Source organism: Cellulomonas sp. P4_D11 (assembly GCF_056401915.1).
Window position 1 is genome coordinate 72,313 of record NZ_JBFUIK010000016.1, and the last position, 19,126, is coordinate 91,438.

Here is a 19,126-nt window from a genome sequence, read left to right on the forward strand (position 1 = left end):
GGCGGTCAGCGGCTCGGGTCGAAGAACGCGACGACCCGGGCGACGTCCGCCCGCGCCTGCGGGGCTGACTCCGCCGTCGCCACGACGCCGAAGACCATCCGCCACGCGAGCAGGACGTCGTCGATCCCCACGCCGGCCGGGACCCGCCCGGCTGCCCGAGCCTCGGGCAGAGTCCGCTCGATGAGCGCGCGCAGGCGCTCGTCGCCGTCATAGGCAGGCTGGGCCCGGCGGGCCTCGACGACCATCTCGACGAACGCCGCCTCGCGCACGGTCTGCTCGAGCAGCGTCGCCCACAGCGCCCCGAACGCGTCGGGACCGCCGGTGGAGGCGGCGCTCTCGAGCTCGACGAAGTTGTCCTCGAACACGGCGAACGCCAGGTCGAACCGCGTCGGGAAGTGCCGGTACAGGACGCCCTGGCCGACGCCGGCCTCCTTCGCGATCGTGCTGAGCGGCACGAGGAAACCGCGCTCGGCGAAGAGTCGGCGCGCCGCCTCGAGGATCGCGGTGCGGTTCTCGGGGGCTGCGGCGGGGCCGCGGTTGACTGCGCGTCGGGCGGGAGGCATGCTGCATCCTAGATCCGGACAACGTTGTCCGGTTTGCCGAGTCAGGAGCACGAGATGGCATCGAAGAGCCCGTTGGAGCACGTCTACGACGTCGTCGTGGTCGGCACGGGAGCGGCCGGCTTTGCCACAGCGATGGGCGCGGTCGACGAGGGACTCTCGGTGCTCATGGTCGAGTCGACCGACAAGTGGGGCGGCTCGACCGCGATGTCCGGGGGCGGCATGTGGATGCCCGACAACCCGCTCATGCACCGCGCGGGGGTCGGCGACTCCCGCCAGGAGGCGCTGACCTACCTGGAGGCGTGCGTCGGCGAGGTCGGGCTGGCCTCGACGCGTGCGCGGAAGGAAGCGTTCGTCGACGGCGTCGGCGACTTCGTGACCACCGCCGAGAAGTTCGGGGTGACCTTCGCCCGCGCCACCGACTACCCCGACTACTACCCCGAGCTGCCCGGCGGCAAGATCGGGCGCTCGATCGAGGTCGAGCCGCTCGACTCGAAAATCCTCGGACCCTGGTGGCAGACCCTGCGCGGCGCGGTCCCGCTGCCCGCCAAGACCGACGACGTCTGGCTGCTGAGCCGCTCCTGGTCCACTCCGTCGGGCATGGTCCGGGGCGTGAAGGTGGTCTCCCGCATCCTCGGCGGCGTCGTCACCGGCAAGCGCCTCGTCGGCATCGGCAACGCCTGGGCGACCGCGTTCTGCCACGCGGTCGTCGTCCAGCGCCGGGTGCCGCTCTGGTTGAGCTCGCCCCTCGAGGAGCTGGTGGTCGAGGACGGCCGCGTGGTCGGCATCCGCGTCCTGCGCGACGGCGCGCCCGTGACCATCCGGGCGAACCTCGGCGTGATGCTCGCGGGCGGCGGGTTCGAGGGCAACAAGGACTGGCGCCAGAAGTACCACGGCATCGACGGTGCCCCGTCGGGCAACCTCGCCAACGTCGGGGTCCCCATCGCCGCCGCGCAGGAGATCGGCGTGGCCGTCGAGCTCATGGACGAGGCGTGGTGGGGCGCCTCGCTGGCCGCGCCGCCCGAGGGCCGGCCGTCGTTCATCGTCGGCGAGCGCTCGATGCCGTACTCGATCATGGTCGACTCCCGCGGTGACCGGTTCGCCAACGAGTCCGAGTCCTACGTCGACCTGGGCCACGACATGCTCGCCCGCGACGGGGGAGCGGGTCCGTACTGGCTGATCCTCGAGGCGCGCAACGTCCGGCGGTACTTCCGGACGTTCGCGATGGACCCGCGCGCGGTCAAGGCGATGCGCGCGGCCCGGATCGAGGTCAAGGCCGACACCCTCACCGCCCTCGCCCGCGCGATCGACGTCGACCCCGAACGTCTGACGGCGACGGCCCACCGGTTCAACGGCTTCGCCCGGTCGGGGGTCGACGGCGACTTCGGCCGCGGCAACTCGGCCTATGACCGTTACTACGGCGACCCGACCGTCCACCCCAACGCCAACCTCGGCCCGATCGAGAAGGGTCCGTTCCTCGCCTACAAGGTGGTGCTCGGCGACCTCGGCACCAAGGGCGGCGTCGTCACCGACCCCGACGGGCGGGCGCTGCGCGAGGACGGCACCGTTGTCCCCGGCCTGTACGCCGCGGGCAACAACTCCGCGTCCGTGATGGGACGGACCTACCCGGGCCCGGGCTCGACCATCGGACCGGCGGCAGTCTTCGGGCTGCGCGCCGCGCGGCACATGGCAAAGGGCTGAGCGGCCGTGGAGATCCAGGGACACGTCTTCGTCGTCACCGGCGGCGGCAACGGCATCGGCAGGGAGGTCGTCCTCGCCCTGCTGCGGCAGGGCGGCCGCGTCGCCGCCGTCGACCTGCGTCAGGAGGCGCTGGCGGAGACCGCCCGCCTGGCCGTCGCCGCCGACAGGTTGTCGCTGCACACGGTCGACGTCAGCGACGAGGCCGCGGTGACGGCGCTGGTCGGTGACGTCGTGGCCGTGCACGGACACGTCGACGGGCTGATCAACGTCGCCGGCATCATCCAGAAGTTCGTCAAGGTCGCCGACCTGACGCACGCCGAGATCGAGCGGGTCATGGCGGTCAACTTCTGGGGCGTCGTCAACACCACGACCGCGTTCCTGCCGCAGCTGCGTGCCCGGCCGGCGGCGTCGCTCGTGAACGTCTCGAGCATGGGTGCGCTCGCGCCCGTGCCCGGTCAGGCCGCGTACGGGGCGTCGAAGGCCGCTGTGAAGCTGTTCACCGAGGGGCTGTACGCCGAGCTCCGCGGCACCCCGGTCGCGGTGACCGTCGTGTTCCCCGGCGGTGTGGCGACGGGGATCGCGGCGAACTCCGGCTCGGCCATCCCCGGGGCGGGCGGCGACACGTCGGCGATGGAGTCGAAGCTCACGAAGCCCGCCGACGCCGCCGCAACGATCGTGGACGCGGTTCGCACCGGCCCCTACCGGGTCTGCATCGGCAACGACGCCCGCATGCTCGACCGGCTGTCGCGGCTCGCCCCGCGTCGGGCCACCGAGATGATCGCGGACCGGATGGCCCAGCTGCTGTCGTGACGCGCGGGGGTCACGGGGGCGACGGGAACGGCGTGATCCCTGCAGCCACGGCGACCTCGCGGTAGGCGTCGGCGAGGTCCGAGAGCGTGGCGTTCCGGTTCAGGCCGCTCGGGTTGGGCACGACCCATACGGCGACGCCGGTGCCCAGGTGCTCGCGTTGCCGGCCGACGGTCGCCGACGGCATCGCGAACGCCGTCCGGTAGGCCGTGATCCCCAGCATCGCGACCGCCGCGGGCGCGATGCGTCGCACCCGGTCGGGCAGGGCGACGGCGCCGGCGACCAGCTGCGCCGCCGTGAGCTCGTCCGCGCGCGCCGAGGCGCCCGGCACCAGCGACGTGATGCCGACCCCACGCTCCTGCAGGTGCGCGAGGTCGTCCGGCCGGAGGCCCTCGGAGGCGTCGATGCGCCGGTCGACGATGCCCGCCCGGTAGAGCGCGGGGTAGAACCGGTTGCTCCCGCCGCCGCCGAAGTGCGCCTGGACCGCGACGGCACGCAGCCCGGGGTTGATGCCGACGAACAGCAGCCGCGTGGGGTTCCCGAGGAGGTCGGGAAGGCTCTGACCACGGAACGAGTCCAGGTCAGATCGGCTGAGCCGCACGCGCCAGCCGCTCGACGGGGGGCTCGACGTCGTCGTAGATGCGGACGGCCGTCAGCCGGTCGTCCGCTCCCCGCTCGTAGACGGCGACGCCGGCCTGCGGCGGGAGGTCCCGGTCGCCCCAGCGGACGCAGTTGTACTCGACCGCCGACCGAGCGCCGTCGTCGGTCACGGTGCAGGGCTGCAGCTCGATGCCCCCGCCGGCGCTGAAGCTCGTCGTGAAGTACGCGCGCAGCTCGTCGCTCCCGCGGTGGGCGGCGTGCGGGCCGAACGACTCCCGCAGGTAGGCGTCGTCGGCGAACGCACCCATGACGGCGTCGACGTCGGCGCCCGCCAACGCCGACTGGAAGCGTCCGACGACGCCGTCCAGGGCGTCGCCGCTCGCCTGCAGCACGGGCGGCCGGACGTGCCGCCTGCCGTCGACGGGCCACTGGCTGCAGTACGTGCGGAAGACGACCGACCGGTCGTCCGGGGACTCCGCGACGACGGCGACGGGCCAGTCGGTCGCACGTCCCTCGTCGTCCTCGAGGCGCGCCAGCAGCTCCACCACGGCTCGACGCCCGTCGGTCGTCGAGGCCACCGTCTCGACCCGGGCACGGTGGCTCGCCAGCCAGGACGTGTTGCGCCGGACGAACTTCCGGAGCTGCGCGTGTCCGTGCACCGTGCCGACGCGCGGGTCGAGGACCTGCACGTCGCCCGGCCACACGTACTCCAGGTCGCGCGAGTCGCCCGTGTCCAGGGCCCTCAGGTACTGCGCGACCGGGTCGGCATGCCCTTCCTCGCGCGCCTGCCTGCGGGCAAGCTCGGCGGCGGAGACGAACTCCGGGAACCACGGCATCCCGTCACAATGCACCTTCGCCGACGCCGGCAACAGGTGTGGCGGAGAACTCTTGACGACGCCGGTTGCCGAGAGCATGTTGTGACACGAGCACCGGACCACGTCGCCGCGGGGGTCCTCTCGCGGAGACAGCGACGCGAAGGAGCAGGGGATGACCAGCACCGACACGAACAGTGCGAGCGCGGCCGCGAGCCCGCCGGTGGAGCCGGGGCAGGTGAGGCTCGAGGTCGTGGTCATCCCGGTCTCCGACGTCGACCGCGCCAAGGGCTTCTACGAGTCGCTCGGCTGGCGCCTCGACGCCGACCTCGCGGTCGACGAGGGCTACCGGGTGGTGCAGCTGACGCCACCGGGGTCGGCGTGCTCGATCATCTTCGGCACGGGCCTGACCTCGGCCGCGCCCGGCTCGTTCGAGGGGCTGCAGCTGTCCGTCTACGACATCGACGCCGCGCGCGCCGACCTGGTCCAGCGGGGCGTCGAGGTCAGTGAGCCGTTCCACGACGAGACCGGCATCTTCCACCATGCGGGCACCGCGGGCCGGGTCAACGGCGCCGCACCCGGCCACGCCGACTACGGCTCGTTCGTCGCGTTCAGCGACCCGGACGGCAACGGCTGGCTGCTCCAGGAGATCAAGACGCGCCTGCCCGGTCGATGAGGGGAGTGACCCGATGGACACGCGCTACGAGTCTGTGAGCGATCTCGCCGACGCCCTGCGCCGCGCGGCAGCGGCACATGGTGAGCATGAGGCGCGGACGGGCGAGGCGGATCCGGACTGGCCGGACTGGTACGCGCTCTACATGGTCCGCGAGCGCGCCGGTGAGGAGCTGCCGACGTGACCGCCGAGTACGACGTGATCGTGCTCGGCGGCGGTTCGCCCGGTGAGCACTGCGCCGGCGCCCTGGCCGAGGGCGGCCTGCGCGTCGCCGTCGTCGAGCGGGAGCTCGTCGGCGGCGAGTGCTCGTACTGGGCGTGCATCCCGTCGAAGACACTCTTGCGGCCGGGCGAGGCGGTCCACGCGGCACGCGAGGCCGCGGCGACTGCGGACATCGACCTCGAGGCCGTGTTCGCCTGGCGCAACTTCCAGGTCTCGGACTACTCCGACGCCGGTCAGGTCACGTGGCTCGCGGACAGCGGTATCGACCTGATCCGGGGCGACGGACGGCTGGCCGGACCTGGCGCCGTGGAGGTCGACGGCGTGCGGCACACGGCAGACCACGTCGTGCTCGCCAACGGCGCCTCGCCCATCGTGCCCCCGGTCCCGGGCCTTCGTGAGCTGGACGGCCTCTGGACCAGCCGCGAGGCCACCTCCATGACTGCCGTCCCGCGTCGCCTGCTCATCATGGGCGGCGGACCGGTCGGGGTGGAGATCGCGCAGGTGGTCCGCCGGCTCGGGGGCGAGGTGGTCCTGGTCGACCGGTCCGCGCACGTGCTCGGGCGGGAGCCTGCGCAGCTCGGCGAGGCGCTCGGCGACGTGCTGCGTGGCGAGGGCATCGAGCTCGTCCTGTCGGCCGGTGTGGCCCGGGCGCGGCGCGACGGGGACGACTACGTCCTCGAGCTCGACGACGGGCGCGAGCTGCGAGGCGACAAGCTGCTCGTCGCCACGGGACGGCGCCCGCGCGTGCACGACCTCGGCCTCGAGACCGTCGGCATCGAGCCGGACGACAAGGGCGTGCCCGTCGACGAGACCCTGCGCGTCGCCGACGGTCTGTGGGCGATCGGCGACGTGACCGGGCTCTGGCCGCTGACGCACGTCGGCAAGTACCAGGGCGACGTGGTCGCCGCGAACATCCTGGGGGAGCGACGGGCCGCCAACTACGAGGCCGTCCCGCGGGTGACGTACACCGACCCGCAGGCAGCGGCCGTGGGCGTGGCGGACGACCGCTTCCAGGCGACCGTCCCGGTGTCCGGGGTGGCGAAGACGTCGACCTACACGCGCGCCTACGCCGAGAGCAACGGGTTCCTCACGCTGGTCAGCGACGGCGAGCGCCTGACCGGGGCGTACGCGCTCGGGCCGGAGGCGGGGGAGTGGCTGCAGCAGGCCACGCTCGCGATCCGGGCCCATGTCCCGCTGACGGTGCTGGCCGACACCATCCAGCCGTTCCCGACCTTCTCGGAGATCTACGTCCCGGCGCTGAAGGCTCTGCTCGGCGAGATCGCCCGATGAGTCCGGCGACTCGCGAGCCCGCGCTGGCGGGGCAGACCGTCGTCGTGATCGGCGGGAGCGCGGGCATCGGGCTGTCGACAGCGCGGCTGGCGCACGCCGAGGGAGCCGACGTCGTCCTCGCGGCCCGCAACCCCGACCGGCTCCGCCGTGCGGCCGACGAGATCGGCGCGCGGAGCTCCGCCGCGTTCGACGCGAACGACCTCGCCGCCCTGGAGAGCTTCTTCGCCGGGCTCGACGGCCCGATCGACCACGTCATGGTCACCGCGGGTACGCCGTTCTACGCGCCGCTGCCCGACATGGACCTCGAGGACGCGCGCCGTGCCATCGCCGAGCACCCGATGGTCATGCTCGGCGTGGCCCGGTACACCGTCGGCAGGATCCGTCCGGGCGGGACGCTGCTGTTCATGGGTGGCACGGGTGCCCGCCAGCCGGCCGTGGGCCTCTCGATCACGGCGGCGCTGACCGCGGCCCTGCCCGTCCTGGCGGCCAACCTCGCCCTCGAGCTCGCCCCGGTGCGCGTGAACCTCATCGCCGCCGGGTTCGTCGACACGCCGCTGTCGGCGTCGTTGCTCGGCGACGGGCTCGACGCACGACGCGACCAGCTGCGCGCGACCCTGCCGATCGGGCGCGTCGTCGGGCCGGACGACGTCGCGGCGCTCGCGGTGCACGTCATGACCAACACCGCCCTGACCGGCGCGACGTTCGACGTGGACGGCGGCCAGCAGCTCCTCCGGGGATAGCCCTCAGAGGTCGAGCACGAGGTCCGTCGTCGGCCGCGCCGAGCAGATGAGCAGCTCGTCGTCGCCGGGCGGCTCGAGCGGGGGCGTCCCGTACGTCGCCGCACCGGACAGCACGGACGTCACGCACGTGTGGCAGACGCCGGTGCGGCACGACCACTGCGTGGGGACGTCGCACGCCTCGGCGAGCTCGAGCACCGAGTCGTAGCCGTCCGACCATCCGGCGGAGAGCCCGGAGCGGGCGAACGTCACGGCGGGCCCCGTCCCCGGCGGTCCGGGTGGCTGGTGCGGCGGCGGGACGTCTGCCGCGACCACGCCGGGGTTGATCGCGGCGCGGGAGCCGAAGCGTTCCGTGCGGACGCGCGCGGGGTCGAGACCGACGGCGGTGAGGGCGGCCACCATGTCGTCCATGAACGGCTCGGGGCCGCAGACGTAGGCGATCGCGTCGACGGGCATGCCCAGGCCGCCGACGACGTCCGCGGTGAGCCGCCCCGCCCGAGCCCCCGCGGGCAGCGGGCCGCTCGGCGTCGTGTAGAAGACGAGCGAGCGGGCTCGCGGGAGGCGTGCCACCAGGTCGGCGGCCTCGGAGGCGAGGACCTGGGTCTGCTCGTCGTGGGTCGTGTGGATCCACCACACCTCGCGCGTGCTGCGCGTGCTCGCGAGCCGGTGCAGCATCGCCAGCACGGGCGTCACCCCGATGCCGGCGGACACGAGCACGACCGGCGCGTCGCCGTCGTCGAGCACGAAGGCGCCGCGCGGAGCCGCGACCTCGACGTGGTCCCCGGGGTGCAGGAGCGCACGCAGGCGGGCGCTGATCCCGCCGTCCGGCTCGGCCTTCACGCTGATCCGGTACTCGCCGCCGACCGGGTCGCCGGAGAGCGAGTACGTCCGCACGGGCGCCGGGTCGCCGGCCTCGCGGACGCGCACGCTGAGGAACTGGCCGGCCTCGAACGCCGGCAGGGCCTCGTCGGCCGCCAGCCGGAACGACGTCACGGCGGCGGACTCGGCGACGACACCCGTGACCGTCAGCGTGCGGAAGCCCGACCACGAGGGCTCCGGCGCGACCGCGACGCCGGCGGGCTGGACACCGCCCGCGAGCATGCTCCGGAACGACTCGCGCCACCCGGGGCTCAGGGCCGGGATGTCGAGCGCGGTCTCGAGCCGGGCCGCGTCGTGCCCGGGCAGGTAGAGCAGGGCGTCGACGTCGGCCACGCTCAGCGCGTGCGGTCCTCGTCGGGTGCGCACGATCGGGTCGCCGGCGCGGACGTGTCCCTCGGCCAGGACACGCATGTAGAAGCCGGGGCGGTGGTGCGCGACGAGCAGCGACGGGAGCTGCGGCTGTCCCATGCGCATCCCCACCCGGAAGCACGTGACGCGGGGCTGCGTGACCTCGAGCTCGGCCTCGCCGATGCGGTAGCGGTCGCCGATGCAGACCTCGTCGTCGGTCAGCCCCTCGACGGTGAAGTTCTCGCCGAACGCTCCGGACTCGAGGTCGTCGCGCCCGAAGAACTCCTGCCAGTGGTGGTACGACTCGATCTGGTAGACGAGGACGGCGCGCTGCTCCCCGCCGTGCCCGGCCAGGTCCCCCTGCCCGTCCCCGTCGATGTTGAGGCGCCGGACCATCCGCGGCCCGGTCACCGGGCTCTTCCACACGCCCGTGTGCACGGTCCGGCCGCGCCACGGCACGTCCTTCGGCAGCCCGACGTTCACCGAGAGAAGCGTGGCCATCGCGTCACCCGGCCGGGTTCGGATCGCTCAGGCCGCGAGCCTGGCGGACCTGCTCGGGCGACCATCGCTCCCAGCCGTGGAACCTCGAGACGTCGCCCGCGTCCCACGCCTCGCGCAGTCCCGGCGTGCTCAGGTCCCAGTCCGGCCGGACCTCGCTGGTGGCGGCGCGCAGGTCGTGCCAGAGGTCGTCGACCGACGGGCGCCCCCAGAACCAGTAGCCGTTGTAGATGCTGTGGACCACGAGCCCCGGCTTGAGCACGAGCGTGTGGGGGATCATCGGGTCGTTCGCCGGGTCCGTGTACTCCTGGATGTCGAGATCCTGCTGCACGATCCGGCCCGGGTCGGAGAGGAACGGCCAGTGCGCGCCCACCGAGGCGCGGAACTCCTGGAGCGTGTGGCGCTCGTCCGTCGCGATCGTGGCGATGCGCGTGTACGCCACCCCGAGCTTCGGCTGCATCGCGGCGAGGTCGAGATGCTGCTGGTGCTCCTTCGGGCAGTAGTGGCCGCGGGCGAGCGTCAGGATCATCGGGTCGTCGCCCTGGATCTCGCTCAGCCTGCGGGCGGTGCCCGTGTGATCGGGGAGCTCGTAGTCGGGAAAGACGCCGCCGGGCACGATGTCGGACCGCATGAGTGCTCTTCTCGTCGCGCCGGAACTCCTGGGACAACGACCACATTGTTCCGCACCGCCCGCCCTCGTGGGTGAACCCACCGTCCCGCCGTCTCGTCCCACTCATGTCGGGCCCGTCCCGGGCTCGCGGAGGAAGGGTTGACGATGAAGACGATCCTGAGGCGGGTGGCAGTGGCTTCGGCCGTCGTGATGACCGTCGGGCTGGTCGGGGCTCCCGCGGCGTTCGCCAACGGCCAGCACGGCGGCGGCGGCGGGCGGACCATCCTGAGCGCGGAGGTGGCCGGCAGCCTGACCACCGATCCGGTGCTGTTCCAGACGGCGTCGCCCGGCGGCGCGGACTGGGTGATCGACGAGGGCGAGGTGCGCCTGCGCCACGACGGTCGGCTGGACGTGCGGGTCGAGGGCCTCGTGCTGACGTCGACGGGTGCCAACCCGGTGACACAGGTCGCGGCCAGCGTCGCGTGCAACGGGGCCGTCGTCGCGACGACGCCCGTCGTGCCGTTCTCGACCACGGGTGACGCGAGGATCCGCGCGACGGTCACCCTGCCCCAGCGGTGCATCGCACCGGTGGTGCTGCTCAGCCCCCGCGGCAACGCGGCGGTGTACATCGGCGTGACCGGCACCGAGGGCTGAGGCCGGTCCGGTCCGCGGCGGCCTCGGCGCCGTCCGCGGACCGGCCCGCCCCGTCCGCATGGTCCTGACGGAACGACGCCGATACAGTCGCAGACGGCCCCGTCAGGAGGATGCGATGGACTCGACGCGTGATCTCGACGGCTACCGGCCCGAGGCCGAGGACAACCTGCGCGAGTACATCGACCGCCTGGTGGCCGAGGGGTACAGCGTCGCCGGCGGCGAGGGCGCCGATCCGGTGCTCATCGACCCCGGCGGCAAGGCGGTCGAGACGTGGCGCGAGGACTACCCGTACGCCGAGCTGATGGATCGCGAGGAGTACGAGGAGGCCAAGTACCGCCTGCAGATCGAGCTGCTCAAGCTGCAGTACTGGGCGGAGGACACCGGCGAGCGGCACATCATCGTCTTCGAGGGCCGTGACGCGGCCGGCAAGGGCGGGACGATCAAGCGGTTCATCGAGCACCTGAACCCGCGCGCGGCCCGCGTCGTGGCGCTGAACAAGCCCACGACCACCGAGCAGGGCCAGTGGTACTTCCAGCGCTACGTCCAGCACTTCCCGACGGCCGGGGAGATCGTGCTGTTCGACCGGTCCTGGTACAACCGGGCGGGCGTCGAGCGCGTGATGGGCTTCTGCTCCGACGACGAGTACGCGGCCTTCATGCGCCAGGCCCCGGAGTTCGAGCGGTTGATCGCCGACGACGGCACGCACCTGACCAAGTTCTGGTTCTCCGTCACGCGCCGCGAGCAGCGCACCCGCTTCGCGATCCGACAGATCGACCCCGTTCGCCGGTGGAAGCTGTCGCCGATGGACCTCGAGTCGCTCGATCGCTGGGAGCAGTACTCGGCGGCCAAGGAGGCGATGTTCGCCGGCACGGACACCGACCCCTCGCCGTGGATCTCGATCCGCAGCAACGACAAGAAGCGCGCGCGGCTCAACGCGATGCGCTACTTCCTCAGCCAGTTCTCCTACGAGGGCAAGGACGAGGGCGTCATCGGCGAGGTCGACCCACTGATCGTCCAGCGGGGGAGCGAGACCGTCGGAGACTGACCGCCGCGGGCTACACCCGGTCGCCGGGCTCGTCGCGGTCGGTCCTCCTGTCCGCGTCGTCGACGAGCGCGTCGCCGACGAGCGGGATGCCGATGCCGATGCTGTCGTCCGGAAGGTTCTCGTCGCGCTGGTCGTCGTCGGACCGGAACGGGTCGTCGCGGCCGGCGACCGGGTCAGGGGTGGTCTGGCTCATCATGGGCTCCCACGGTCGTGCTGGGGGCCGCGACTCTGGAGCCCGGGCGGCGGTGGCCTGGGGCACATCGCGCCGTACGGTCGATCATGCGCCGGACGCGACCGCGGCGCGACTCGCGGAGCCTCCTGCGCGTGCCGCATCGGTCGCTGCGTCGCGGTTCGTCTCCGTCTCAGCCCAGGTAGCCCGGCAACCTGTCGCCGTCTGCCAGGCGGCTGACGGTGATGGGGCAGCTCGACGCGTGCGCGCGCACCTCCGCGGCTGTGGCGACCCTCCAAGGCTCGCTAGCGCCGGTCTGGCGGGTCGCGCGGCGGTGGTGAGTGACGTGTGCGCGCGAGATGCTGGACCACGCCAACTTCCGGAGGCATCCATGGCAGAGGTCCGTGAACTTCTCGACGCGAACCTGAATCGCGTCTTCAACAACCGGGACGCCGCCGCTCGTCGCCGGGCGATCCGCGAGACGTACACCGACGACGTGACGTTCAGCGAGCCCGAGGGAACCGTCACGGGGCACGATGCGCTCGACGAGCGTGCCGCGGCGCTCCTTGCGCGAACCCCGGAGACCTTCGAGTTCGCTGAGGACGGCCCCCGCTACATCGGTGGCAGGGGTGGCGCGCTCGCCTGGAAGTTTGGACCGCCCGAAGCGCCGGTTGCGCGTGGGGTCGACATCATCACGGTCCGCGACGGGCTGATCAGCGAGCTGCTGACGATGCTGACGAGCGACGACTGACGGCAGGGTGCCTGCGTCCTGCAACGGGACGCGTGATGGCACCAGTGGCTCAGGGCATCCCGATCGGCCATCGGGGAGCGGTGTCGAGTCGTTCCCGACCCGGGACGTCCAGCCGGTCGCGCCGCGCGGCTGCGATCTCTTGCTCGCGGGAGAGCCGCATCCGGGTTCGCAGGCGAGCGATGAGGCTCGCGCGCCCTGCCGGGCCGGGCTCGTCTTGGGCGTCCGGAGTCATGCTCATCTACGGATCGTAGCTTTCGCCGCCGGCGGGTCGACGGCGTTTGTGGCATCGGAAACGGTCACTCGAACGTGGTGTCAAGATGCGGGACCGCATTGTCGAAGTCACGGGATGGCCTTCGGTCCCACGCAGAACTACGACGACGCGAGTCTGGGGGTGTGGAAGGCGCGCCCGGTTCTTGCGGCCGCCGCTCGGACACTGATCGCCGTCGGCCCCGTAATCCTGGCGATCGGGCTGGGGCTCGCCGCTGTGCACTGGTTCCCGCCGCGCCGCCTGGGCATCCATCCCTGGCTCTGGCTGGTCGCAGAGGTTGCCTGTGCGACAGCGGTCCTGGTCCTTGCGACGCGTGCGGCGCGCCGGCTCATCCCGCTGACGACGTTGCTCCGGCTGACGATGTACTTTCCCGACCGCGCGCCCTCACGGCTCTCGATCGCCATGAGCCACTACTCGCCGAACGCCCTGCAGGCGGGGATGGTCGGCTCCGGGCACGAACGGCGGCTGCGACCCGAAGACGACCACGCCGCGCGCATCCTCGACCTCGTGGCGGCGATCAGCGACCACGACGAGCTCACGCGTGGTCACTCCGAGCGGGTCCAGGCCTACTCGGCTCTGATCGGACGAGAGCTCGGCCTCTCGGGGCAGGATGCCGCCAAGCTCAGCTGGGCCGCGCTCCTGCACGACATCGGCAAGCTGTACGTGCCCGCGGCCATCCTGAGCAAACCGGGGCAGCCGACGAGCAACGAGTGGACCATCCTGGCGGGCCACCCCAGTGCCGGGATGCAGGTCGCCGAGCCGCTTCGAGAGTGGCTTGGTCCGTGGCTGGATGCGATCGGCCAGCACCACGAACGCTGGGACGGCGCCGGGTATCCCCAGGGCCTGTCGGGCGTCGCGATCAGCGAGGCCGCGCGCATCGTCGCGGTGGCCGACGCGTACGACGCCATCACCTCGGCGCGCGCGTACAAGAAGGCGTTGCCCGCGTCGGCAGCTCGCGCAGAGCTGGCGCGATGCGCCGGCCAGCAGTTCGATCCGCGAGTCGTCCGGGCGTTCCTCGCCATCGGGCTGGGCGAGCTGCGCCGCGTCGCCGGACCGCTGAGCATCCTCTCCGCTCTGCCGGGTCTGCCGACGTTCACCACCGACCTGCCGTCCGTCGTGCAGAGGGTCACCACCGCGGGCGCACTCAAGAGCGCCGGGGCGATCGGGCTCGTGCTCTCGGTCTCGGCGGCTACCGCGGGTGCCGCCTTGCCCGGTGTCCCGGCCGCGCCCGAGCCGGACGCTGCCGTCCCCGGCGGATCGTCCGAGACGACGCCGCGTGTTCCCGGCGCCGACGAGAGCGCCGACGTCATCCCCACTCTCCCGCCAGCCACGACCGACCACGCGACGACCGTGCAGGGAACCCCGGCACCACCACCGCCCCCTGTTGCTTCGCCCGTGCCCGAGGCAGCGTCTACCCCGTCCCTCGCACCCGAAGTCGTACCGTCTGCCACGGCACCACCGCCCAGTCAGGACGACGACGATGCGGGCGAGGCCACGACGGGCGACGAGGACAACAGGGGCCACCAGGAGGACGAAGCCAAGGACGACAACAGCGGAAAGGGAAACAGCAAGGACGAGGAAGACAGCAAGGGGTAGATGCGGCACGGTCCGTGTGCGGTCAGGTCCTGCGCCCGCTGACCGCGCGAGCGCCCACGTGGTTCACGGGTGTCGCGACCGGTCTCGAGCGTGCCTCTCACCGCGGACGCTAGGGTCGGCCGATGGCCCTGATCCACCGTGCGACCATTCGTCCGACCAAGGCGGAGCTGCTCAACGACTGGGTTCCCGGCCAGCCGTGGGGGGACCGGGAGCTCGAGCTGGTTGGTGCGTACCGGTTCGACGATCCGGACGGTGAGGTCGGGATCGAGTCACACGTCCTGTCGAGTTCCGGCGGGGTCCTGCTCCATGTTCCGCTGACCTACCGCGGCGCCCCGCTGGACGGTGCGGACCACTTCCTGATCTGCACCATGGAGCACTCGGTGCTCGGGCAGCGCTGGGTCTACGACGCGACCGGGGACCCCGTCTACGCCGGCGTGCTCGCGTCCGTGCTGCTGGCGGGTGTCGACCAAGCCGACGAGGTCGTCGAAGGTGCTGCCGCCCCACGCGAACCGAGCATGCGCGTCAGCGTGAGCGGCTCGCGCTCGGGCGACGTCCCGACCATCGGCGACGTGCGCGTGTCCTCGGACCGCTCGACGACAGTCATGGACATGTCCGGAGCCCTGCGCATCGTCCTGTGCCGTCGGCTCGATCTGCAGTCGACTCCCACCGACGGCGAGGGCATCCTCACCGGCACGTGGTCGGGCCTCGGGTCCCCGGTCGTGCTCGCCTACGTCGCCTGAGGCGCTGTTCTCCCGGACAGCTGGTGCAGTGGGGCGAGGTGCCCACCGCCGTGAGGTCGCGGCGATGTCCGTCGGCTGGTGCTATCGGTAGCTGAGTTCGACGGACTCGAGGTCGATCGTGATGGGGGCGAACTCTTGGTTCGCGACGTTGTCGTCGCCGCGCAGGTGGACCAGCCGCTGCGTGTAGAAGAGGAAGCCGTCGAAGACCCGCGGCTTGTGGGTGTAGTGGGCGATGGGTGACCCGGTGACGTCCGGCTGGTAGTCCATGCGCCGCTGGTGGAAGTCCGCGTCGTAGTAGAAGACCTGGTCGACGTTGTGGTTGGGCAGGTTGCTCGGGAAGGTGACGGCCAGGCGGCGCCAGGTCTCCCCGTCCTCGTTCCACGGCTCGATCTCGTGGGCCTCGACACCCGGGTAGGTGAACAGGAACGGGGCGGTCAGGTAGTTCCACGTCGCGGCGCTGGTGAAGTAGGCGACCTGCAGGGCGTCCCACGGAGTGTCGTTCTCGTAGGCCGGGAAGCTCGGTCGGGGGTCGTCTCGGCCCTCGACCAGCTCGCCACTGGCGGTGCGGATCTCGACGCGTTCGGGGTCGGCGTCGAACACCGAGACGCGGTCGGGACCGGTGAAGGGAGCGAAGCTGATGTGCTCGCGCTGGGTATCGAGGCTGACCGTCTGCCCGACGTAGACGTCGGGCCAGCCCTTCCATCCCCAGAACGGCCCGCCGAGGGACAGCTGCGCCGTCGCGTGCGTGACCTTCGACCAGTGGTCGAGGCCGCCGTGAACTTCGAGGACCTGGGTGAGCAGCTCGTTCATGGCCTTCTCCTTGGTTGTCCGGGTGTCCACCGTCGCGCGGTCAGCCGGCCCGTCGCGCCCGGGACGCACCCTGGGGATGCACGTGCGCGGAGCCCCCCGACCCCGGGCGGCGGGCGGCCCGCGCCCGACCAGTGGGGGACCAGTGCGGAGCACTGGCGCGAGCGGCGCGGGAGCAGCCGGAGAGTGGGCGAGGGGAAACGGCTGTGCGGACGACGCTCAGCGGCAGCCCCCGGGTCGGCAGACGGCTGCCGGCCGCTTCCCCCGGACGGAAGAAGGACGATGATGTCGCAGTACACAGCCCCGATCTCCCACGTCGACGCCTCCAACGGGACGTCCTACGCCTACCGGCGGTTCGGCCGACCCGGTGGCACGCCCGTGCTGTTCCTCAACCACTTCCGGGGCAACCTCGACAGCTGGGACCCGGCGTTGGTCGACGACATCGCCGAGGAGCGGGAGGTCCTGCTCGTCGACACCAGCGGAACCGGTCTGTCCACCGGGACCACCCCGAACACCGCCCAGGGGCTGGCTCGGGACGCGCTGGCGTTCGTCGATGCGCTCGGGCTGTCCCGGATCGACCTGCTCGGGTTCTCGACCGGCGGGTTCGCCGCGCAGGAGCTCGTCCTGCTGCGCCCGAAGCTGGTCCGGCGCCTGGTCCTGGCGGGCACAGGGCCACGCGGCGGCCGCGACATGCACGTCTGGTCCGAGGACGTGTGGGCGCACGCGATGAAGGACGTCCAGGGCGCGGAGGACATCCTGTTCCTGTTCTTCTCACCGTCCGACTCGAGCCAGGCGGCCGGCAACGAGTTCGTCAAGCGGATCTTCACCCGCGAGGTCGACCGGGACGTGACCCCCTCGCTCGCGGCGCGCGACGCCGTGCGTGCGGTGATCAGCGAGTGGAGCGTGCCGGACATGGGCCAGCTGGCGCGGTTGGCCGGCATCACGGTGCCGACGCTGGTGGCCAACGGCGACAACGACATCATGATCCCGACGCCGAACACCTACCTGCTCGCAGGGCACCTGCCGTCCGCCGAGCTGGTCATCTACCCGGACGCCAACCACGGGTTCCTGTTCCAGTACCCGCACGAGTTCGCACACCGGGTCAACGGGCATTTCAGCAAGAACTGACGCAGAGGCGAGCGGCCCCGGCTGGATCTCCAGCCGGGGCCGCTCGTCGGGTGCTACCGCTGGTCCGGCGCGACGATCGTGTAGCCGCCGTCCGCGAACGTGCGCGCCATGTGGGCCGCGTACCACGGTGCCCACTCTGCGTGCTCGTGACCGATCTCGATCTCGTACCGGCCGTGCGCCGTCGCGGCCCGACTGAGGACGTCGAGGATCAGCGCGGTCGTGGCGGGGTCGACCACTGTGGTGCCGAGCGGTTCGACGGCGTTCATCGCCCGGGAGCCCTCTCGGTGATCTCCTGCAGGACCCAGCCGTTCCCGTCCGGGTCGGCGAACGTGGCGAACGAGCCGTAGCTGGCGTGGTCCGGGTGGGGACCAGGCACCTGGCACAGGGTGCCGGCGTGGTGGAAGATCCCGCCCTCGTCGTGGAACACCTTGTCGACGTGGATGCCCAGCGCGCTGAGCTCGGCGTGGGCTGCCTCGATGTCAGTCACCACCAGGTGCAGGCCCTGTGCCGAGCCCGGCGCGGCCGTGGTGAGCCCCGTGCCGAAGATGACAGAGCACTCGGAGCCGGGCGGGGTGACCTGCACCACCCGGAAGTCGGGTCCGGTGACGAAATCTGCGTCGAGGCGCCACTTCAGCGTCCCGTAGAACTCCTTCGCGCGGTCGACGTCCGAGACCGGGACGACGATGACCTCGAGCTTCATGTCCACGATGCACTCCCTTGTTGGTGGTGTCCGGGTGACCGTCGGTCATCCTCGGGCTGGTTCCTCAGTGGTCGTTCCGCAGCGGCACCAGGGCCAGCGGAACGTTCTCTGCCGCGCCCACGAGAGCGCGGGTACGGGGGTTCGCCCAGTGGATTCCTCGTCGCGAGACGCCGACGACGAGCAGGGCGGCGCCTGCGGCCCGGTCGGCGAGGGCACGCGGACTGAGGGCGTCGTCGAGGTCCACGACCGCGTCGAGGTCCGGGGTTGTCGCGGCGACGGCGTGCGCCAGGCGGTGCAGCTCCTCTCGCGATGCCGTGGCCTCGACGGGGTGCATGGCCTGTGCTCGTGGTGAGTCCGCGGATCCGGCGACGCGCAGCAGCGTCACGCCGAGGTGCCTGCGACGCGCGGCCGCGTAGGCGAAGGTGAGCACGGCGCGCGACGGTCCGCCTGCCTCCAGCGCGACGACGACGCGCCCGGCGGACGGACCGCCGCGCGGAGCAAGGGTGCCGACCAGGACGACCGGCACGCGGGTGTTCCGCACCAGGCCATGCCACAAGGAGCCGAAGACGAGCGACGTCCAGCGGCGCCGGGCGGCACTGCGGTCGAGGACGACAAGCGCGTCGTCGTCGAGCTGGCGCAGGATGCCGACTGCTGTCTCGCCGGCCTGCAGGTGCCCGGTCACGGCCAGTTCGGGCGCAATGTCGCGCGCGCGCTCGACGGCCACATCGAGAACCCTTTGTGCTGCTTCCTGCAGCGCCGGGATGGCGGGTCCCGACGGCACGTAGCCGAAGGCGTCGGGAGTCAGGGCGGGCGTGAAGACGTGCACCACGCGGAGGGCGCAGTGCCGGGCGGCGGCCTCGGAAGCTGCCCAGTGGATGGCCGCCACGTCGTCGTTCGTGCTGACCGAGACGAGCACCGGGCCGGTGTCGAAGGATCGTTCAGGCGTCGCGGTGTCGGTGAAGACGACCGGCGTGGAGTGCCGGTCGCGACGAGCGCTTGTGGAGCGCGGGCGAGACCTCATGCTCTGACCACCTTGGGTACGTCGTGAGCGAGCGAGGTCAGTCGGGTTCGACGTCGGCGAACACGATGCGCACGCCGCCGGTGGCGGAGCCGAAGATGTGCGGGAACAGCTCGGCGGCCTGCGGCGTGGTCACGGCGTGGCTGGCTGCGGCGTAGTCGTCGAAGTAGAGGTCGAGAAGCCGGTAGGCGGGCGTCGGGGTGCCGTCTTCCTTCGGCCACACTTTCGCGCTCTCGAGCCGCTTGATTCCCGGGAGCTTCCCGGCGAGGGCGAGCTGGTCGTGGTAGCCGGCCTCGAAGGCGTCGGGGTCCACGGGGTTGTCGTAGATGACGGTGATCCGGGTGCTCATGGCTCGCTCCTTCTGAGATGCGTCGGCGTAGGTACTCCGACGTGTCCAGGCTCGATCCTGCGGGCGCCGGTCGCGCCCGTGCATGGCACTGGCCGTGCCCTGGCCAGGGTGTGGCGGGCACTGGTGGGGGCGGTACGCGGCGCGAGGGACCGGTGCGGTGACCG

At 72.0% G+C, this 19,126-nt stretch carries 23 protein-coding genes; 12 read left to right on the top strand and 11 right to left on the bottom strand.

Annotated features, from left to right (window positions below; genetic code table 11):
- Window positions 1–5: 5 nt before the first annotated feature.
- The gene (locus tag AC1DT4_RS11995) at window positions 6–563 is read right to left on the bottom strand and encodes a TetR/AcrR family transcriptional regulator (protein WP_477090021.1); all 558 of its coding nucleotides are present in this window, start codon (window positions 561–563) and stop codon (window positions 6–8) included.
- 54 nt (window positions 564–617) lie between these two features.
- Here AC1DT4_RS11995 and AC1DT4_RS12000 point away from each other — a divergent pair, with 54 nt between their 5' ends.
- Both AC1DT4_RS12000 and AC1DT4_RS12005 read left to right on the top strand, forming a co-directional pair.
- Window positions 618–2,261 (top strand): FAD-binding protein, encoded by a 1,644-nt coding sequence (locus AC1DT4_RS12000; protein WP_477090022.1) that lies wholly within the window; start codon window positions 618–620, stop codon window positions 2,259–2,261.
- 6 nt (window positions 2,262–2,267) lie between these two features.
- Window positions 2,268–3,071, top strand: a complete 804-nt coding sequence (locus tag AC1DT4_RS12005) for an SDR family NAD(P)-dependent oxidoreductase (protein ID WP_477090023.1) — start codon at window positions 2,268–2,270, stop codon at window positions 3,069–3,071.
- A 10-nt stretch (window positions 3,072–3,081) separates the two neighbouring features.
- Here AC1DT4_RS12005 and AC1DT4_RS12010 read toward each other — a convergent pair whose 3' ends face one another.
- Both AC1DT4_RS12010 and AC1DT4_RS12015 read right to left on the bottom strand, forming a co-directional pair.
- Entirely contained in the window at window positions 3,082–3,669 is a 588-nt protein-coding gene (locus AC1DT4_RS12010; RefSeq protein WP_477090024.1) for a mismatch-specific DNA-glycosylase, read from the bottom strand.
- Window positions 3,650–4,504, bottom strand: a complete 855-nt coding sequence (locus AC1DT4_RS12015; RefSeq protein WP_477090025.1) for a nuclear transport factor 2 family protein — start codon at window positions 4,502–4,504, stop codon at window positions 3,650–3,652. The genes AC1DT4_RS12010 and AC1DT4_RS12015 overlap by 20 nt, the downstream gene beginning before the upstream one ends.
- 151 nt (window positions 4,505–4,655) lie before the next feature.
- Between AC1DT4_RS12015 and AC1DT4_RS12020 the strand changes: the two genes are divergently transcribed.
- The 4 genes from AC1DT4_RS12020 to AC1DT4_RS12035 are packed head-to-tail and all read left to right on the top strand — an operon-like array spanning window position 4,656 to window position 7,405.
- A complete protein-coding gene (locus AC1DT4_RS12020; RefSeq protein ID WP_477090026.1) occupies window positions 4,656–5,156 on the top strand; it encodes a VOC family protein in 501 nt (166 codons plus the stop codon).
- Between the two features lie 13 nt (window positions 5,157–5,169).
- The gene (locus AC1DT4_RS12025; protein WP_477050152.1) at window positions 5,170–5,337 is read left to right on the top strand and encodes a hypothetical protein; all 168 of its coding nucleotides are present in this window, start codon (window positions 5,170–5,172) and stop codon (window positions 5,335–5,337) included.
- Window positions 5,334–6,665, top strand: coding sequence for a dihydrolipoyl dehydrogenase family protein (locus AC1DT4_RS12030; protein ID WP_477090027.1), 1,332 nt, complete (start codon window positions 5,334–5,336; stop codon window positions 6,663–6,665). The genes AC1DT4_RS12025 and AC1DT4_RS12030 overlap by 4 nt, the downstream gene beginning before the upstream one ends.
- Complete coding sequence (locus tag AC1DT4_RS12035; RefSeq protein WP_477090028.1) at window positions 6,662–7,405, top strand: SDR family oxidoreductase; 744 nt, start codon at window positions 6,662–6,664, stop codon at window positions 7,403–7,405. Before AC1DT4_RS12030 ends, AC1DT4_RS12035 begins: the two co-directional genes overlap by 4 nt.
- A gap of 3 nt (window positions 7,406–7,408) precedes the next feature.
- On the opposite strand, the gene AC1DT4_RS12040 is transcribed toward AC1DT4_RS12035, so the two are convergent.
- Both AC1DT4_RS12040 and AC1DT4_RS12045 read right to left on the bottom strand, forming a co-directional pair.
- On the bottom strand, window positions 7,409–9,130 hold the full coding sequence (locus tag AC1DT4_RS12040) for an MOSC domain-containing protein (RefSeq protein WP_477090029.1): 1,722 nt from the start codon (window positions 9,128–9,130) through the stop codon (window positions 7,409–7,411).
- A gap of 4 nt (window positions 9,131–9,134) precedes the next feature.
- Window positions 9,135–9,758 (bottom strand): redoxin domain-containing protein, encoded by a 624-nt coding sequence (locus tag AC1DT4_RS12045; RefSeq protein ID WP_477090030.1) that lies wholly within the window; start codon window positions 9,756–9,758, stop codon window positions 9,135–9,137.
- Between the two features lie 165 nt (window positions 9,759–9,923).
- On the opposite strand from AC1DT4_RS12045, the gene AC1DT4_RS12050 reads away from it, so the two are divergent.
- On the top strand, window positions 9,924–10,391 hold the full coding sequence (locus tag AC1DT4_RS12050) for a hypothetical protein (RefSeq protein WP_477090031.1): 468 nt from the start codon (window positions 9,924–9,926) through the stop codon (window positions 10,389–10,391).
- A gap of 115 nt (window positions 10,392–10,506) precedes the next feature.
- A complete protein-coding gene (gene ppk2 / locus AC1DT4_RS12055) occupies window positions 10,507–11,436 on the top strand; it encodes a polyphosphate kinase 2 (RefSeq protein ID WP_477090032.1) in 930 nt (309 codons plus the stop codon).
- A gap of 10 nt (window positions 11,437–11,446) precedes the next feature.
- Here ppk2 and AC1DT4_RS12060 read toward each other — a convergent pair whose 3' ends face one another.
- The gene (locus AC1DT4_RS12060) at window positions 11,447–11,629 is read right to left on the bottom strand and encodes a hypothetical protein (RefSeq protein WP_477090033.1); all 183 of its coding nucleotides are present in this window, start codon (window positions 11,627–11,629) and stop codon (window positions 11,447–11,449) included.
- Window positions 11,630–11,996: 367 nt separating this feature from the next.
- Between AC1DT4_RS12060 and AC1DT4_RS12065 the strand changes: the two genes are divergently transcribed.
- From AC1DT4_RS12065 to AC1DT4_RS12075, 3 genes are all read left to right on the top strand, one after another.
- Window positions 11,997–12,356, top strand: coding sequence for a nuclear transport factor 2 family protein (locus AC1DT4_RS12065; protein WP_477090034.1), 360 nt, complete (start codon window positions 11,997–11,999; stop codon window positions 12,354–12,356).
- 346 nt (window positions 12,357–12,702) lie between these two features.
- Window positions 12,703–14,220, top strand: coding sequence for an HD-GYP domain-containing protein (locus tag AC1DT4_RS12070; RefSeq protein WP_477090035.1), 1,518 nt, complete (start codon window positions 12,703–12,705; stop codon window positions 14,218–14,220).
- 122 nt (window positions 14,221–14,342) lie between these two features.
- Window positions 14,343–14,960, top strand: coding sequence for a CG0192-related protein (locus AC1DT4_RS12075; protein WP_477090036.1), 618 nt, complete (start codon window positions 14,343–14,345; stop codon window positions 14,958–14,960).
- A gap of 81 nt (window positions 14,961–15,041) precedes the next feature.
- Here AC1DT4_RS12075 and AC1DT4_RS12080 read toward each other — a convergent pair whose 3' ends face one another.
- A complete protein-coding gene (locus tag AC1DT4_RS12080) occupies window positions 15,042–15,770 on the bottom strand; it encodes a hypothetical protein (RefSeq protein ID WP_477090037.1) in 729 nt (242 codons plus the stop codon).
- A 282-nt stretch (window positions 15,771–16,052) separates the two neighbouring features.
- Between AC1DT4_RS12080 and AC1DT4_RS12085 the strand changes: the two genes are divergently transcribed.
- Window positions 16,053–16,895 carry an alpha/beta fold hydrolase gene (locus tag AC1DT4_RS12085; protein WP_477090038.1) on the top strand — a complete coding sequence of 281 codons (843 nt, stop codon included), beginning with the start codon at window positions 16,053–16,055 and terminating at the stop codon, window positions 16,893–16,895.
- Between the two features lie 53 nt (window positions 16,896–16,948).
- Here the strand turns inward: AC1DT4_RS12085 and AC1DT4_RS12090 are convergent, their stop codons facing one another.
- From AC1DT4_RS12090 to AC1DT4_RS12105, 4 genes are all read right to left on the bottom strand, one after another.
- A complete protein-coding gene (locus AC1DT4_RS12090) occupies window positions 16,949–17,161 on the bottom strand; it encodes a hypothetical protein (RefSeq protein ID WP_477090039.1) in 213 nt (70 codons plus the stop codon).
- Window positions 17,158–17,595 carry a VOC family protein gene (locus AC1DT4_RS12095; RefSeq protein ID WP_477090053.1) on the bottom strand — a complete coding sequence of 146 codons (438 nt, stop codon included), beginning with the start codon at window positions 17,593–17,595 and terminating at the stop codon, window positions 17,158–17,160. The genes AC1DT4_RS12090 and AC1DT4_RS12095 overlap by 4 nt, the downstream gene beginning before the upstream one ends.
- A 64-nt stretch (window positions 17,596–17,659) precedes the next feature.
- Window positions 17,660–18,616 (bottom strand): universal stress protein, encoded by a 957-nt coding sequence (locus AC1DT4_RS12100; protein ID WP_477090040.1) that lies wholly within the window; start codon window positions 18,614–18,616, stop codon window positions 17,660–17,662.
- Window positions 18,617–18,653: 37 nt separating this feature from the next.
- A complete protein-coding gene (locus tag AC1DT4_RS12105) occupies window positions 18,654–18,962 on the bottom strand; it encodes an EthD family reductase (RefSeq protein ID WP_477090041.1) in 309 nt (102 codons plus the stop codon).
- Between the last annotated feature and the right edge of the window lie 164 nt (window positions 18,963–19,126).